Source organism: Pedobacter psychrophilus, from assembly GCF_001652725.1.
GTDB classification, from domain to species: Bacteria; Bacteroidota; Bacteroidia; order Sphingobacteriales; family Sphingobacteriaceae; genus Pseudopedobacter; species Pseudopedobacter psychrophilus.
Genome location: NZ_LWHJ01000011.1, coordinates 515,613 through 531,168 on the forward strand (window position 1 = coordinate 515,613; position 15,556 = coordinate 531,168).

The following is a 15,556-nucleotide window of genomic DNA, read 5'->3' on the forward strand; positions in this document are numbered from 1 at the left end:
AAATATGAAATATATTTTTACCTGTATCGCCACTATTTTTATGGTGACAAATTCTTATGCAACAAATTACTATGTAGATGGAATAAATGGAAGTGATGGTACAGGGAGAACTGGACTTTCCATTGCGAGCGCATTTAAAACTATCGGCAAAGCTGCGAATCTTACCTTTCCGGGAGATATAGTTTACATTATGAATGGTACCTACGGAAATTTCAATATTAACCGCTCTGGAAATGCTTCTGCTCAAATAGTTTATACAAATTTCCCTGGTCACTTACCAAAACTTCAAGCAAACGCTACTACTTACGCACTAATATATATTGAGCCCGGAACCTCATACATCACTATTAATGGGTTAGAAATTTCTGGCTATGGTGTTAATTTATCTTTAGCGGCAGATTCTACTGCTGCAAAAGCCCAAGTTGTTTGTCCTACCGTAGGGAATCCGGCAACTTCTATTAATCCCTTAGCAAAATATAACGGAGGAGGAATTACTGTACCTAATAGCAACGGCATTGGCAGCCATCACCTTATAATTACCAATAATATTGTTCACGATTGTACAAAAGAGGGGATGGCATTTGCAAATTGTGATTATATAACTGTAACCGGCAACAGGGTATATAACAATAGTTGGTATACCATTTACGGAACCAGTGGTATCACATTTAATGAATTTTTCAACTTTGATAATAATACAACTACGTATAGGAATGTTGTCAGAGATAATATATGTTATGGGAATAGGTTGTATGTACCTTATTATAGTGTTTGCAAAATTAGCGATGGAAATGGTATTATACTAGACATTCCTAAAGCTAATTATAACGGAAAGTCTTTAGTGGCAAATAATATTTGTTTTAACAATGGAGGTTCGGGCATCCATACATTTAAAATGAATAATACAGATATTTTCAATAATGTGTCTTACCTGAATGCTGCAAGCCCAGAGAGTAATAGTCCTAATATTTATGCACTAGAAGCTGATAATGTGAGAATAGTTAATAATATAATTGTGGCCAGGCCTGGGAAGAAAATGAACGGGTTAAACGCTAGTACTAATTTATTATATGACTATAATATTTTTTACGGAGGTTCAAATTATGAATTGGTAGGAACCCACAGTATTATTCAAGACCCGAAATTTGTCAATCCTTCAACCAATCCAAATTTAGCCGATTTTCATTTACAGAATGGCAGTTTAGCAATCAATGCAGGAAATAATGCATTCAGTTACCCAACAGATTATGAAGGTAATGTTCGCCCAATTTCAGGAACAGTGGATATGGGAGCTTTTGAAAGTTCATTCTCGGGAACTACCGTTCCGTCAGGTGTTTCTTCACTAGTTATCAGTAATGGAAATGGAAATGGGCTTGGTGAAAGTAATGCTGGTATTCTTTATGGCCCTGCCGAAACTAAGCCTTCGGTGTCAAACGCTAGAAGTCGTAGGGCGATGATTTATCCGACTAGTTTACTCACAACCATTCCAGCAAATACCGTGATTACCAGTTTAAAATTTCGTAGGGCAGTACAAAACACCACCACAAATACCACACCTAGTACACAGGCAATCCCAAACAATGCAGGTTTCAGGGTTTATTTACGTAATGAATCAGGTGACCAATTTCCTGCTGGTGATTTAGATTGGAATTCTATTCTTCCTGATGCTACAAATCCATCAACCTTAGTTTATGGTGGCGATGCAACCAGTATTGTGAGTAATTTTGGTGGTTGGAAAGAGATTGCTTTTCAAGTACCATTCACTTACACTGGTGGAAACTTAGCTGTGTTTGTAGAGTATTTTCAAAATGGCAGTTTATCTGGTGGTTCAGACATCAATTGGATTTATGATAATTCTGGACCTCAACCAGCATATAGTGGAAAAACAAATGGTTATAAATATGTAACTGCATCTGGAAATACTACTATTGGTAATTTATTAAATAATAGCAATGAAAGACGACCAGTAATTACATTTAATTATGCTAATGGAGCTTTGCCAGTTAAATTGGTAGCCTTCAATGCTAAAGTTCAGAACAACCTAGTTGCTGTAACATGGACAACTGCAACTGAAACCAATAATGCAGGTTTTGAAGTACAACGTTCAATAGATGGAATCCATTTTGAAACAGTTGGTTCAGTTGCTCCAAATACAAATAATGGAAATAGTGTGGATTTACAGAGGTATTATTTCGATGATAAGAATCCATTTTTAGGCACAAGCTATTATCACTTATCACAAAAAGATTTAGATGGAAAAATTGATTATTCGCAAATTAGAGCAGTATCTTTTTCAATTAAAGAGGCTAATAAATTGATAATATATCCTAATCCGGCTGTCAGAGATTTAAATTTAACCATTAGTTCTACCTCAAATAATGAGCAAGCTAAAATTTCTATAATTGATGCAAATGGTAGAATGATACAAAGGAATTTGATTAAAAAATTGGTTAAAGGACTAAACAACATCAATCTTGATATTTCTGATTTACCAATAGGCATTTATACAATAGTTGTAGAAATGTCAGCTGGTGAGAAATTAGTTGAAAAGTTTATAAAGAGATAAAGAAGTCTTATTTCACAATGGGTTTTAAAACAAGCATTGTAAATGCGTTCTAAAAAAATTAGACCGATAATATCTTTAGTCTAACTGTAAATCATTCAGGTCTAAAGATAGTCACTTGATTCTTTTTCTCAACTTAACATTTTATTTTTTCATGCTGTTCAATTCATCAACACTAATACAAACTCCATCGCTTTCTTTTCCATATTGATTTACAGCTGTTATTTTAATCACATTTGGTTTTTCTTTTGGATATACATAATCTGTGTAATTTGTATTGATTTTTGTTCTTACCAATTCATAATTACCAGAATTACCAAAATGGACATACACATTATGAGTATAATTATTATTGCTCTCATCCCAGTTAATGGCTATTTTAGAATTTGGTTCGATATTGATTTTTATATTTTCAGGATTTTCTATCAACTCATGAGCAGGGATATGGCTAATCAAGAAAATATCTCCAGGTTTGGTGTCAAATGAGATAAAATCATCTTCATCATTTTTTACTAAAACTAGCTTACCCGAAAGTGATTTTACGATTGCTTTCCCAATATTGATATAATGGATTTTACAAATTCCGCCCTTATTTGATTTTATAGAGATTTCAGTTGGATTACTGTTTTTCCATACCGCAGAGACTTCGAAGTTTCCTCTCGCCATTAGTCCATTAAAAAACCCTTTGTTCCAATTTTCTGGTAAGGCAGGCAAAATATCAATATAACCTTCATGGCTTTGCAAAAGCATTTCTGCTACTCCTGCAGTTCCTCCAAAATTTCCATCAATCTGAAAAGGAGGATGGGTATCCCATAAATTAGTTAATGTGCCTTTTTGCAATAGATTTTGATAAATTTTATACGCTCTATCACCATCTTTAACCCTTGCCCAAAGATTTAATCGATGCGCCATAGCCCATCCCGTTGATAAATCACCCCTTAAGTTTAATGTCTTTTTTGCTGCATCCAGCCAAGCTGGAGTATTGCTATTGATGATTGTTCCTGGATATAAGCCTACTAATTGTGAAATATGTCGATGATGAGGGTCGCCAATCTCCCCATAAAAATTCTCTTCTCTATATTCTTTAATTTGATCTGATGTGCCTATTTCAATCGGATCTAGTTTACCAATTTGGTCTTTTATTTCATTTATAAAATCATTTTCCTTGTTAAGGATTTTTGAAGCTTTGAGAACATCATTATGATTTTCGAATATCATTTCCTGGTCAAAGGCACAGCCTATGGTTTGGTAATGGTCGCCAGTAATATTCTTTCTTTGTTCCGGAGAATAGGAAGGGTCTGTTAATAACAATCCTCCTTTTTTTGTAGTCACTTTAGAAAGAAAATTTGCCATTCCTGTAATGGCGGGGTAAACAGTATTTTTTAATACAGTGGTATCGCGAGTAAAATCATATTCATCCCAAAACAACTTTGCTGTTAAGCCACCTGTTCCTGGGCCAGAATGCCCGCCTGGGCTACCAATACTATAAGCGTTTGCACCCGTACCAATCGTCCAGCCATTATACCCGTTGTTTTTGGAGAGGGCCAATGGATTATATTTTTTAATATAAGCTGCTGCTAATTCTTCTGCTTGATTTCTATAAGCTTCGTTATAATCCACAAAAGATTGGAATAATTCAGAAAGGTTAGTATTGAAAACCGGCCAATAATTCATTTGGATATTAATATTATGCCAATAGCCTCCTGTCCAAGGACTAATATCGTATTGGCTCCATATACCTTGTAAATTTGGAGGCAAAGTACCTGGTCTTGATGAACAGATGAGCAAGTATCTTCCGTATTGAAAATACAGTTCTTCCAAATAATAGTCGATCTCTCCTTTTTTATAATTGGTAAGCAATTGGTCCGTAGGGATATTAGGCACTTTGGCATTCAAAGAAATATTAACTCTTGAAAACAAATTGGTATAATCCTTCTCATGATTTTCAATTAGTTGTTGATATGTTTTCTTGGATGCCTCTTGAATAATTTTGTTTACTTTTTCATGTGGGTCTGGATTCCCAGCCAATTTCTTTTTTGGATTATCCTCCATGAAGACATTAGATTTCAAAACATAATTTGTTCCGACAGCGACTAAAATTGTAACATCATCTGCATTATTTACTTCAATTTTGCCATTATCTCCATTTTTATCATTTATAGCCTTTACGCTTCCTCCTTTGGCAATCACTTTAAACTGACCTTCAAATTTGATTCCGTAATATTCAGCACTTCCTGATAAAATAATTAAATCACCTTGTGCGATTACCGTTCCTTTTCTTCCATTAAAATTAGATGTTTTTCCAAATTCTTTTTGATAAGGAATCTCAGGTCTTATAGTGAAAGATATTTTTGATTTTTTATTTGATGAAAGCTTAATAACCAAAACTTTATCAGGATAGCTGGCAAAATATTCCCTTTTATAGTTTACTCCATCTTCTTTGTATTGTACGCTTGATATTGCTTTATTTAGGATTAAATCTCGCTTATAATCTTTAGGGTTATTATGGTCAAAATCTAAATAAAGTTCGGCAAAATTAGTCAGTCCACCTCCTCCATATAGGCTTTTAGCAGCCATACTATTTTCAGTGATTTGTATTCGTTCTGTTGTTGTTCTGCCAAATACTGAAGCGCCTAAATAGCCGTTTCCTAATGGTAAAGACCATGCCTCCCATGCGTTATCGACTGGTGTTGCTTCTACTAAATTGGTTTTGTTTAAGGAATCCTTGTAAATTATTGGGATTTCTGGCGCAGGTTGATTATACCAAAGTTTCCAAGTTTTAACTGGTTGTTTTGTTTGTGCAAAAGTTTGAAAACTTGTTACAAACAACAGGCAGTAAACAATTAACTTAAAACTTTTTAATGATATTTTTTGCATGTTGGAATGAAACTGAAAATATAAAATTCGTGATTTTTTTGATTAAATAATCTTAGACATTTTGTTAAGTAACAATCGAGTAGTTTAAAAAGAGTAGTTACTTATCAAATATTAAGGAAATTGGATATTTAATTTGAAGATAAAAACATGTTTTCACTTTTAATATTTACATGTAATTTCTTTTAAAACAATTGCTTTTCATATTGAGTTGAAGCTACTCGTTTAATTTCAAATTCTATAAGTACTCCATATCTACAATTCAACTGTTATTTATGTTTAATGACTGATTACAAATAGTCATTAATCATCAATTATAAGTAATTTAAAAGATGAAAGAATTTTTCATAAAGAATTAACATCCTCTAATTACATCTTGATGGAGATTTAAAAATAGCAACTCAAGCAGTAGCTAAAACTTATTATGTATCAAACTTATGAAATCCTTAATATGATAGTCATTCTATCCAAAGGGCTTTTACAAATTTAAAACATGCAATTATAAAGGCTAGAGCAGGAAATAGAGTAAAGCTAATCTAGATTTTTAATTTAAAAAAATGACAAAACAAAAAGTAATATGAAGAGAAATTCTTTATTATTATTAATTTTTTCAATATTAATAATAACCTCTTGCGCTGTTAAAAAAGAAGAAAAGCTAAATGCAAATAATTTATTCACGGGAGGAGAACTTATTTTTCAAACTGGTTTTGAGGGAACTTCTAAGTTAGTTCCTAGGACCAGAAACAAACCTGGGTCGGATTCTCACAGCTATGATACTGATGATATTATAGGAGTTGATAATACTTTGGCAGGTCATAATGATTGGGTAAAAGATTTTGATGAAAATCCCAAAGCGGGAGAATTCATGATAGAGTATACAGGAGGAGATTCTACAAAAAGATACGTCAAAATAATTCCTGAGCCTAATAATCCAAAAAACCATGTTTTACAATTTTGGCTAAATGATTGGTGGCTAGCTACTGAAAATCAGAAGAAAGCTCGTATTCAGGCAGATGTTTATGGAATTAAATCGGGTTTTAGAGAATTCCATCAATCTGTCAGAGTTTTTTTAAATGATGATTTTAAAGCGTTAGAAAAATATCCAGACCCAATTACATGGCTTACCATATCAGAATTTTGGAACAACGAATGGTGGGTAGCCACCGAAAAATATGGCTTTAGAGTAACTTTAGGGATTGGGAAACCAACAGCTGCAGAGAGTAAACTACATTTTATTTTAAACGCAGAAGATGCCGGGCAAAAAGAAGTTTGGAATGATAACAACCATTCTAAAGTTGCCGTACCTATTGGCAAATGGTTTATCATGGATTATTATTTTAAAGAAGGAGATGATAAAACAGGCAGATTTTACATGACCATAACTCCTGATGGAGAAAAAAAACAGGTCATTTTTGATGTTACTGGCTTTACGCATAACACTTACGACCCAGCTCCAAATGGCGTTACTGGATATAGCCCGCTAAAATTATACACTTCAAAAGAGTTGGTGCAATTTATCAAAGATCAAAACAAAACACTTCAAATTTATTGGGACGATTTTAAACTGTGGAGAATAAAATAAGATGTTGATCATCGTATCAATATAACATTCAATTATAAATCATAGGAATTTTTAAGCTAGATAACTATATGAAAAAAGTATTAAAATGGACGATTGTATTGTCGATTTTCTTCCTCAATTCTGCTTATGCACAAATTGTAGGAGGAGAGGCATTATTATCTGATGGAATTTTTTCACTAAAGCCTTTTGGTTTTGATGATGCTGATGGTATTGTAAAAAAAGTAGCAGTTTCTGGGCAATCATTTAATCAAGCATTAGAAATAAACACCTTCAATAATTCAAAGATTGGAATGGGTTTAAATGCAAAAATCAATACAAATTTTAAAAAAGGTGATGTGCTTTTAATCTCGTTTAAGACAAAAAATATCGAAAGTAAAAGAGAGACCGGAGAATCTTTTATAGAAGTGCGGTTTGACCAACTCAAGAACCACAATTATGTTTGGCCTTCACATTTGGAAAGGGGCGTTTCTTTTGGAAAAGAATGGACTGAAACCAATATTCCTTTTATTATGGAAAAGGATGCTAAAGCAGAGGATGTTCTTTTTGTGATGAAATTTGATTCGTACCCAGAAAAATTTCAAATCAGCCAACTTAAATTCATCAATTATGGGCCAAATGTTAGCTTAAATAACTTACCACGTTCTGTTATTAAATATGATGGAGATGAAGTTGACGCGAAATGGAGAAAGGACGCAGATGAACGGATAGATAAATACAGGAAAGGTGATTTGGCGATAACTGTTTTGGATAATAATGGAAAGCTCGTTTCTGGTGCAGAGGTAGAGGTTAAAATGAAACGTATTGCTTATAACTGGGGAACCGCCACCAATTCAAAAACGCTGTTAGATACGGTAAATAGAAATTCTAAAATTTATAGAGATACCCTATTAAAATACTTTAATCAAGTTGTTTTTGAAAACGAGATGAAGGGACCAAATTGGGTATCAAATAATCATGAACAAACAAAAGAGGGTTTATTGTGGCTTAAAAAGCATCAAATTCCGGTAAGGGGGCATGTGATGGTTTGGCCATCTTGGGAACACTCTGCTCATTTAAAAGCATTTAAAAATGATACTGCTGGTTTAAAAAGAAGCATATTTAATTTGATTGATGATGAAACCGCCGAAATGAAGAATCAATTTGCAGAATGGGATGTGGTGAATGAACCCTATGCACACCATGATTTTCTTAACCTTTTAGGCCGTTATGAAATGGTAGAATGGTTTAAAAGGGCCGCAAAAGGGAATACTGGGGCTAAATTATTTTTGAATGATTATACCATGTTTCATGGTAAAGGGCCAAATTCTGCAAGTGAAAAATTTTACGATAATGTAAAATATCTTTTAGCAAATCATGCACCAATTGATGCCGTTGGAGAGCAAGGACATATTGGTGGTACACCTCCAGGAATACCTGAGGTAATAGAAAGATTGGAATACTTTTCTCAATTAGGTTTGCCTATTCAAATCAGTGAATTCGACATTAACAGTAACGATGACGAATTTAAAGCTAAATATATGGGCGATTTTATGAAGGCAGTTTTTAGCCAGCCCTTAACTATTGGTTTTGTACAATGGGGTTTTTGGGAAGGAATGCATTGGTTTCCGGTTGCTGCATTATGGGATAAAGACTGGAATTTAAGAGCTAATGGAAAAGTGTTTACCCAATTAGTCAACAAAACCTGGAATACCAATGTTTCTGGAACTACCGATAAAGCAGGTGTTTTTAAAACCAGAGGTTTTAATGGAAGCTATGATATTACAGTAAAATATAATGGAAAAGAAGTTACTAATAAGGCGGTATTAACTTCTAAGGACCTAAGTGTTAATGTAGCTATACCATAATAATTTCTCTAAATTAATAGCTTTTGAAAAAATGAAAATATTTATCAAGTGCTTCAACCAAAAAATCATGCTGAAATTCACCAATGTTTTTTCAAACTTTAAAAGTTTAAAATTTTTAATCATACTAAGTGTTTTTTTTATTCAAAATGGCTTAGCGCAAACTAACGAAGCTTTTAAAAATGCGACAGATTTTGGTTTTTCTGAAAATGAAAGTGGTGTTAACAATACTAAAGCTTTACAAGCTGCAGTAGATAAAGGAGGAACCATTTTAGTTGGAAAGCCTGGAACTTATAAATTGGCTGGGACAGTTTACATTGGAGACAGCACTTCATTAATTTTTGGAGATGGCGTTGTCATTAAAAAAGTGGCAGAAAATGGAATTTTCTGCCAAGTAATATTAAATAAAGGAGCACTGACCAAAACCTACAATAAACACATCTCTATTATAGGAATGAACCTGATGGTAAACGGTGTAGAGAATTGGATGCATGATGTTTTCGGTTTAAGAGGTCAGCTTGGTTTTTTTTATGTGAAAGATTTGAAAATAGAAAGATTTAGGTGTTTGGATTTGGGAAAAGCACAATTTTGTTTACAGATATGCACTTTTGAGAATCTTTTGATAAATGATGTTATCATTAAAGGAAAGAAAGATGGAATACACCTTGGTGCAGGTAAAAGATTTAAAATAAGTAATTGTATCTTCGAAACTGCAGACGATGCAATTGCTTTAGCAGCAGGAGATTGGGTAACTGGGAATCCTGAATTTGGCGATATTGAAGGCGGTGTAATTGAAAATTGTTATGATTTAAAAGCCAGTATATTAGAAGGCGCATTTGCAAAAATAGTGGCATCTGCTTGGGTAGATTGGAAACCAGGCATTGAAGTTAGACATAGTGACGCTGTAGTTTCTGACGGAAGAATTTATAGGGTTATTGCAGAAGTGGACGGAAAATATCATAAGTCTATAACAAAACCTACTTTCAAAGAAGGATTCAAAGTAATAGATGGAATTAAATGGTGGATGCATCAAGCGGATACTTTTCATACCGCAGTGGTCAAAAACGTGGTTTTCAGAGATATATTTTTAGAAAGTCAACGTGTACCATTTCAAATTATGTGTTATGATATTGATTATGCTCATTCTTATTTTAGGGGAGCCCCTGTTCCTGTACAAAGTGGAATAGCTTTAGAGAACATTTCTGTTTTAAACAATTATCAAAAACCATTGATTTCTATTTCTTCTCCCTGTGATTTATTATCTATAAGAAACTCTTATTTAAATAATAACGGAATCGAATTTAAACAAGCGAAAGATTTTGATTCCTACCCCAAAACTCATATTAGTTTTACCAATTGCGTCTTTCAAAACAACGGGGAATCTATGCTTATTCGAAACAAACGTATAGGGGACGATATTTATTTGAAAACGAGTGGAAGCATGGAAACTGGGGAAGGTTTTAAAGCAAAAGTTGAGGAAGGTTCTGGAAAAATACATGTGGATTCTGATTTAAAAGGGCTTAAATAGAATATTAAGATTTTAAATTATCAATTATTTATTAAATAGAATGAGACAAAAATTTCTGCTAACCTGCTTATTATTTTTAGTTACTTATGTACCTAGTTTCGCTAAAGTTTGGACATTGTCTAACCATAATATAGAACTTAGTTTTGATGACCAAACGGTAAAATTTAGCGTTTTAGATAAAAGATGTAGCAAAGTTTGGAAGCAAGATTTACCTGCCAATGGTGCAAGTTTGGTTAATACTACTCAAAATAAAGATAATCTTATTCTCAATTTTTCGGGAAAGCTAAAATTTAAAGTGTTACTTACTATCGCACAAGATGCTACTGTACAGCTAGAAATCATTGCTGATAAAAATTCAGCAATTGAGGATTTTACTTTTCCATCTGCTTTTCAAGCACCCAATAACAATCATTACCTACTTTGTACAGATACAGAAGGTTTGTTACTGCCCGTTGATGATACGCAATATCCCATGATAAACGGTAATATGTATTACTGCGGAGGCGGAACAGCAATGTCTTGGATTGGGATAACAGATAAGGATTTTAAAACTGGTTACATGGCCATAATTGAAACTCCTTATGATGCTAAATTTATAACAAAAAGGACTAATGGATTAATTTCTTTTGAGCCAGTTTGGCAACCTTCTATGGGCAAATTCGGTTATAACAGAAAAGTTACCTATCATTTCTTTAATGAAGGGGGTTATGTAGCGCAATGTAAAGCATATAGGAAATACATCTGGAAACAGAACAATGTGATTACACTGAAAGAAAAGGAAAAGCAATTTCCTGCGATTTCAAAATTGATTGGGGCTGTAAATTTATATGTTTGGGATGCTGCCAGAACCATTGATTTTGCTAAAGAACTCAAACAATCGGGCATTGATAAAGCATTATTTTTATGGGATGCTAACCATGTTCCTTATCCTCCAATAGGATATGACAAAATGTTGAAAGAATTGGATTACTCAACCGGTGCCTATGATATTTACACGGATTTACATTTTAGGGATACACTTAATTACAATGTAGATGATAAAGGGCCAATGCGATTTGAGAGGACAGCATTTCCCGGTTTGTTTAATAAATTAGCTGCTATCAATATAGATGGTAAAACATATTTCAATCAATACGGGCATACCATTTGTCCAGCAACCGTTCAGCCATATATGAAGCTGAGAATGGATAGGGAGTTAAAGGAATATCCTCATGAAACTTATTTTTTGGACGTTTATCAAGCTAATGGGCTTTTCGAATGTTACGCTCCAGAACATCCGCTTACCCGAAAGCAATTTGCCGAGCAGGTAATAAAAAACCTTCAGCTGATAGAAAATAAATATGGTTTATACACAGGAGGCGAGTGGGGAGCAGATTATACAGGCTCAAACAGTATTTATGCACACGGTATGATGACTCTTCAACGTACATGGTGGGGTAAAGAAATTGATGAAAAAGGAAGTATTTATTGGTCTGGCGATTGGAAAAGTAATCCAAATCCTTCTATTATGAACAGGAGCAGCGTTGCACCAGATAATTATTTGAAATATTCTATAAATGAATATACAAGAGTCCCGCTTTATGAATTGGTTTATCACGATGCTGTTATTACTTCATGGCGTTGGGAAGATGGAAATCATCACATGCCTGCCATTTGGTGGAAGAAAGATTTGTTTAATATTTTATATGGAACCGCCCCATTATGGAGCCTCAATAAAGAAACTTGGGACGATTATAAAAAAACTTTTATTCAAAGCTATCAAAACATCAGCCCTTGGTTGCAAAAAATTGGATATGATGAATTGCTATCTCATCGTTTTGTAACACCTGACCATCAAATACAAGAAAGTGTGTTTTCTTCTGGCAAAAAAGTGGTAGTTAATTTTGGTAACGATGATGTGGAAGTTGAAGGGAAAACAATAAAATCAAGGAGTTTTATTACTATTGAAAATCTATAATTGAAAAGTTACTATTAATTTTTCTAAAGGCATAATTTCTTTGACGCTTAAATTAATATAGGTCGATAAAAAATGAATTTTGGATGTACTCTATATCTAAAATTCATTTGTAATGTATGAGAATAAAGGAAGAGATTTCTAATTCTATTCCACTTTTATAAACATATAATTTCAAATCATGCCTATATTATCTGCACAACAAGTTGATGATTTTCATCGTGACGGTTTTATTGTGGTTAAGAACTTTTGTAGTACAGAAGAGACCAAAAAGCTACTTAATACAGCAATTGAAGATCGTAATCTGATCAAAAACGCCCTTGATCTTAATGATCAAACTGGCAAAAAAACAAAATTATCCTTATGGTTTAAACCAGGTAATGACGTTTTCGGCTACCTTACACGTAGTAAGAAAGTTGTAGAGACAGCAGCTGAATTATTGAACAGCGATGCCCCGGTATGCCATTTCCATTCAAAGTTGATGCAGAAAGAACCAAAAGTCGGCGGCGCCTGGGAGTGGCATCAAGATTACGGGTATTGGTACAAGAACCAGTTTATGTTTCCGGACCAGCTGATTAGCGTGATGGTGGCCTTAACCCCAGCTAACAAAGCCAACGGTTGTTTACAAGTGATTAAAGGTTCACATAAATTGGGAAGGGTAAACCATGGTTTTGCTGGCGAACAGGTAGGTGCAGATATGGTGATGGTAGAAAACGCGTTAAAATCCATGGAGCTTGTTTATTCAGAATTAGAAGCTGGAGATGCATTGATTTTTCACAGTAATTTATTGCACCGTTCTGAGGCAAACCTTTCAGACCATCCAAGATGGTCTATTATATCTTGCTATTGCTCACAATCTAATCTGGCTTATAATGAAACATCAACATCATGGAAAACGCCCGTAGAGGTTGTGCCAAATGACGCCATTTTGAATTGGGAAGCAAAACCCACAGTAGACGCAGACTTCTTGAAAAAGGAAAACGACCCGGCTTTGAAATCAACAGGTTGGGAAGGCTAAATTATTAAATCGATATGGAAAAATCTAATTCTTCAAGAAGAACATTTGTAAAAAATAGCGGGTTGCTCTTGGCTGGATCAATTCTAGTTCCAAATTTCCTGAGCTCCTGTGCATCATCTAAAAATCTTGGAAAATCAACGGTCAAAGTGAATGGTCATTTGTGGATTTACGCTAGTAAATATCCTCCCAATTGGGATAGTACTCCAGATTTGGAAAAAGCTTTTCAGATATGAGTGCTGCTGGAATGGATGGCATTGAGTTGATGGATATCAACCTTACACATGATGATTCAGTAAAAAATATCAAAGGTTTAATTGATAAATATAATCTTCCAGTCTCTGGAACATCATACGGAGTAGGCCCAAAAATGTGGGATAAAAATCAACATGATTTTATCATTAAAGATGTCACAAGATCATTGACTAGGTTAGCACAGGTAAAAGGTAAAACCTTTGGGATATCCGTTGGTGATGCTGACCATTTAAAAACCGAGGCCGAGCTTGATGCACAAGCCGACGTTCTTAAGAAAATACTAGCGCTATGTAAGGAAGAAGGTATTCAACCCAACCTCCATAATCACACCTATGAGGTAGAAAAGGGGATGCATGACCTAAAAGGCACACTAGCAAGAATACCAGATATTAACCTGGGTCCAGATTTAAACTGGCTAATAAGAGCTGGTGTAGACCCAATTGATTTCATAAATAAATACGGAAATAATATTGTTTATCTACACATCAGGGACCAATATAAAGATGGAACATGGACAGAATATCTAGGTCAGGGAGCAACCGATTTTAAAGCTATAGCCAATGCATTAAAAGCGATTCCTTTTAAAGGCAATAATGTGGCTGTAGAGCTTGCTTTCCCTAAAGATTATCAACCAGTGAATCCTCTAAAAGAAGATTGGAAAATGAGTAGAGTATTTGTTAAGAACACTTTTGGCTGGTAGAAAAGTCATCACTATAAATAAAATTAAATCATGCGAATAGCAATTTTAGGTTCTGGTTTTATTGCCAGGTTTTACGCTACCTCTTTACATGCCCAGCGCCGTAAAGATTATATATTGACAGTATATTCAAGGGATATCGAGAATGCCAAACGTTTTGCCGATGATTATCAATTGTCACATTTCACCAGCGATATAGATGAAGCCATCACCCATCCCGATGTGGATGTGGTATTAATATCCCTACCAAATGATTTACATGAGATGGCGGTAGCAAAATGCGCTGATGCGAAAAAGCATGTGTTATGTACCAAACCTTTAGGCCGTACCGCAGCAGAAGCAAAGCGGATGCTTGACATGGTAGAGAAAGCTGGGATTTTCGGAGGCTATTTGGAGGATTTGTGCTATACACCAAAGTTCTTAAAATCGGTTGATGCCATCCAAAATGGGAATATCGGTAAAGTTTTATGGACAAAATCCAGAGAAGCACACCCAGGTCCCCACAGCGATTGGTTCTGGAATAAAGAAAAATCAGGAGGGGGGGCAATTATAGATCTAGGTTGCCACTGTGTAGAAATCGGAAGAAATTTCATCGGAAAAAATGTAAAACCCTTAGAAGTAATGTGCTGGGCAGATACTCAGGTCCATCCCATTGAAGCAGAGGATCACGCCATTGGCTTAGTGAAATACGAGAATGGAGCCATCGGTCAATTTGAAGTAAGCTGGACATTTAGAGGAGGAATGGATTTAAGGGATGAAGTGGTAGGAACAGAAGGTTCAATTTGGTTAAACAGCTTTCTTAGAACAGGTTTTGAAATATTTAGCACCGGGAAAGGTGATAATTATATAGCTGAAAAAGCAGAAATAAGCCAAGGTTGGTTATTTCCTGTCGGAGATGAAGCTCATGAATTGGGCTATCCAAATATGTTTACGGATATGTTCTCGGCCATTGAGGAGGGAAGAGATGCCTTGGAAACTTTTTACGATGGTTATGTGGTAAATGCCATTTTAGATGCAGCCTACCTCTCCGCCAAAACCAAAAAATGGGAGCCTGTTGTTTTGGAAGATTGGAGAGGAGAGGAAGTTTCGGATAAGAAACAGCAACTCATATCATTTGATGAAGATTATTTCCTGATTAAAGAAGAGCTGATGCCCAATGAAGACTTGAAAAGGATCCTGAAACACAAAAATACAGGAGAAGTGGTACAAAAAATATTTAAGCCCGAGAAATTATAATTCAAATGATA

9 protein-coding genes are annotated in these 15,556 nt (G+C 34.6%); 8 read left to right on the forward strand and 1 reads right to left on the reverse strand.

Annotation, left to right across the window (positions count from 1 at the left end; translation table 11 throughout):
- Positions 1-4 precede the first annotated feature (4 nt).
- Positions 5-2,566, forward strand: a complete 2,562-nt coding sequence (locus tag A5893_RS02860; protein WP_082911283.1) for a T9SS type A sorting domain-containing protein — start codon at positions 5-7, stop codon at positions 2,564-2,566.
- 141 nt (positions 2,567-2,707) lie between these two features.
- On the opposite strand, the gene A5893_RS02865 is transcribed toward A5893_RS02860, so the two are convergent.
- Positions 2,708-5,440 carry a glycoside hydrolase family 95 protein gene (locus tag A5893_RS02865; protein ID WP_068821031.1) on the reverse strand — a complete coding sequence of 911 codons (2,733 nt, stop codon included), beginning with the start codon at positions 5,438-5,440 and terminating at the stop codon, positions 2,708-2,710.
- A 574-nt stretch (positions 5,441-6,014) separates the two neighbouring features.
- Between A5893_RS02865 and A5893_RS02870 the strand changes: the two genes are divergently transcribed.
- From A5893_RS02870 to A5893_RS02900, 7 genes are all read left to right on the forward strand, one after another.
- A complete protein-coding gene (locus tag A5893_RS02870) occupies positions 6,015-7,019 on the forward strand; it encodes a hypothetical protein (RefSeq protein ID WP_068821032.1) in 1,005 nt (334 codons plus the stop codon).
- A 68-nt stretch (positions 7,020-7,087) separates the two neighbouring features.
- Positions 7,088-8,863, forward strand: a complete 1,776-nt coding sequence (locus tag A5893_RS02875; protein ID WP_068821033.1) for an endo-1,4-beta-xylanase — start codon at positions 7,088-7,090, stop codon at positions 8,861-8,863.
- Positions 8,864-8,930: 67 nt separating this feature from the next.
- Positions 8,931-10,388, forward strand: coding sequence for a glycoside hydrolase family protein (locus A5893_RS02880; RefSeq protein WP_157687386.1), 1,458 nt, complete (start codon positions 8,931-8,933; stop codon positions 10,386-10,388).
- 40 nt (positions 10,389-10,428) lie between these two features.
- Entirely contained in the window at positions 10,429-12,345 is a 1,917-nt protein-coding gene (locus A5893_RS02885) for a glycoside hydrolase (protein ID WP_082911284.1), read from the forward strand.
- A 178-nt stretch (positions 12,346-12,523) separates the two neighbouring features.
- Positions 12,524-13,360: a phytanoyl-CoA dioxygenase family protein gene (locus A5893_RS02890; RefSeq protein ID WP_068821035.1), complete on the forward strand. Its 837-nt coding sequence runs from the start codon at positions 12,524-12,526 to the stop codon at positions 13,358-13,360.
- Positions 13,361-13,589: 229 nt separating this feature from the next.
- Positions 13,590-14,312, forward strand: a complete 723-nt coding sequence (locus tag A5893_RS02895; RefSeq protein ID WP_094336697.1) for a sugar phosphate isomerase/epimerase family protein — start codon at positions 13,590-13,592, stop codon at positions 14,310-14,312.
- Positions 14,313-14,342: 30 nt separating this feature from the next.
- Positions 14,343-15,545, forward strand: a complete 1,203-nt coding sequence (locus A5893_RS02900) for a Gfo/Idh/MocA family protein (RefSeq protein WP_068821036.1) — start codon at positions 14,343-14,345, stop codon at positions 15,543-15,545.
- Positions 15,546-15,556: the final 11 nt, after the last annotated feature.

What these genes read in the sequence shown, in the direction of transcription:
- A5893_RS02880 (WP_157687386.1), top strand. Translation starts at nt 8,931, where the DNA reads ATGCTGAAATTCACCAATGTTTTTTCAAACTTTAAAAGTTTAAAATTT.
- A5893_RS02885 (WP_082911284.1), top strand. Translation starts at nt 10,429, where the DNA reads ATGAGACAAAAATTTCTGCTAACCTGCTTATTATTTTTAGTTACTTAT.
- A5893_RS02900 (WP_068821036.1), top strand. Translation starts at nt 14,343, where the DNA reads ATGCGAATAGCAATTTTAGGTTCTGGTTTTATTGCCAGGTTTTACGCT.
- A5893_RS02875 (WP_068821033.1), top strand. Translation starts at nt 7,088, where the DNA reads ATGAAAAAAGTATTAAAATGGACGATTGTATTGTCGATTTTCTTCCTC.
- A5893_RS02860 (WP_082911283.1), top strand. Translation starts at nt 5, where the DNA reads ATGAAATATATTTTTACCTGTATCGCCACTATTTTTATGGTGACAAAT.
- A5893_RS02870 (WP_068821032.1), top strand. Translation starts at nt 6,015, where the DNA reads ATGAAGAGAAATTCTTTATTATTATTAATTTTTTCAATATTAATAATA.
- A5893_RS02865 (WP_068821031.1), bottom strand. Translation starts at nt 5,440, where the DNA reads ATGCAAAAAATATCATTAAAAAGTTTTAAGTTAATTGTTTACTGCCTG.
- A5893_RS02890 (WP_068821035.1), top strand. Translation starts at nt 12,524, where the DNA reads ATGCCTATATTATCTGCACAACAAGTTGATGATTTTCATCGTGACGGT.
- A5893_RS02895 (WP_094336697.1), top strand. Translation starts at nt 13,590, where the DNA reads ATGAGTGCTGCTGGAATGGATGGCATTGAGTTGATGGATATCAACCTT.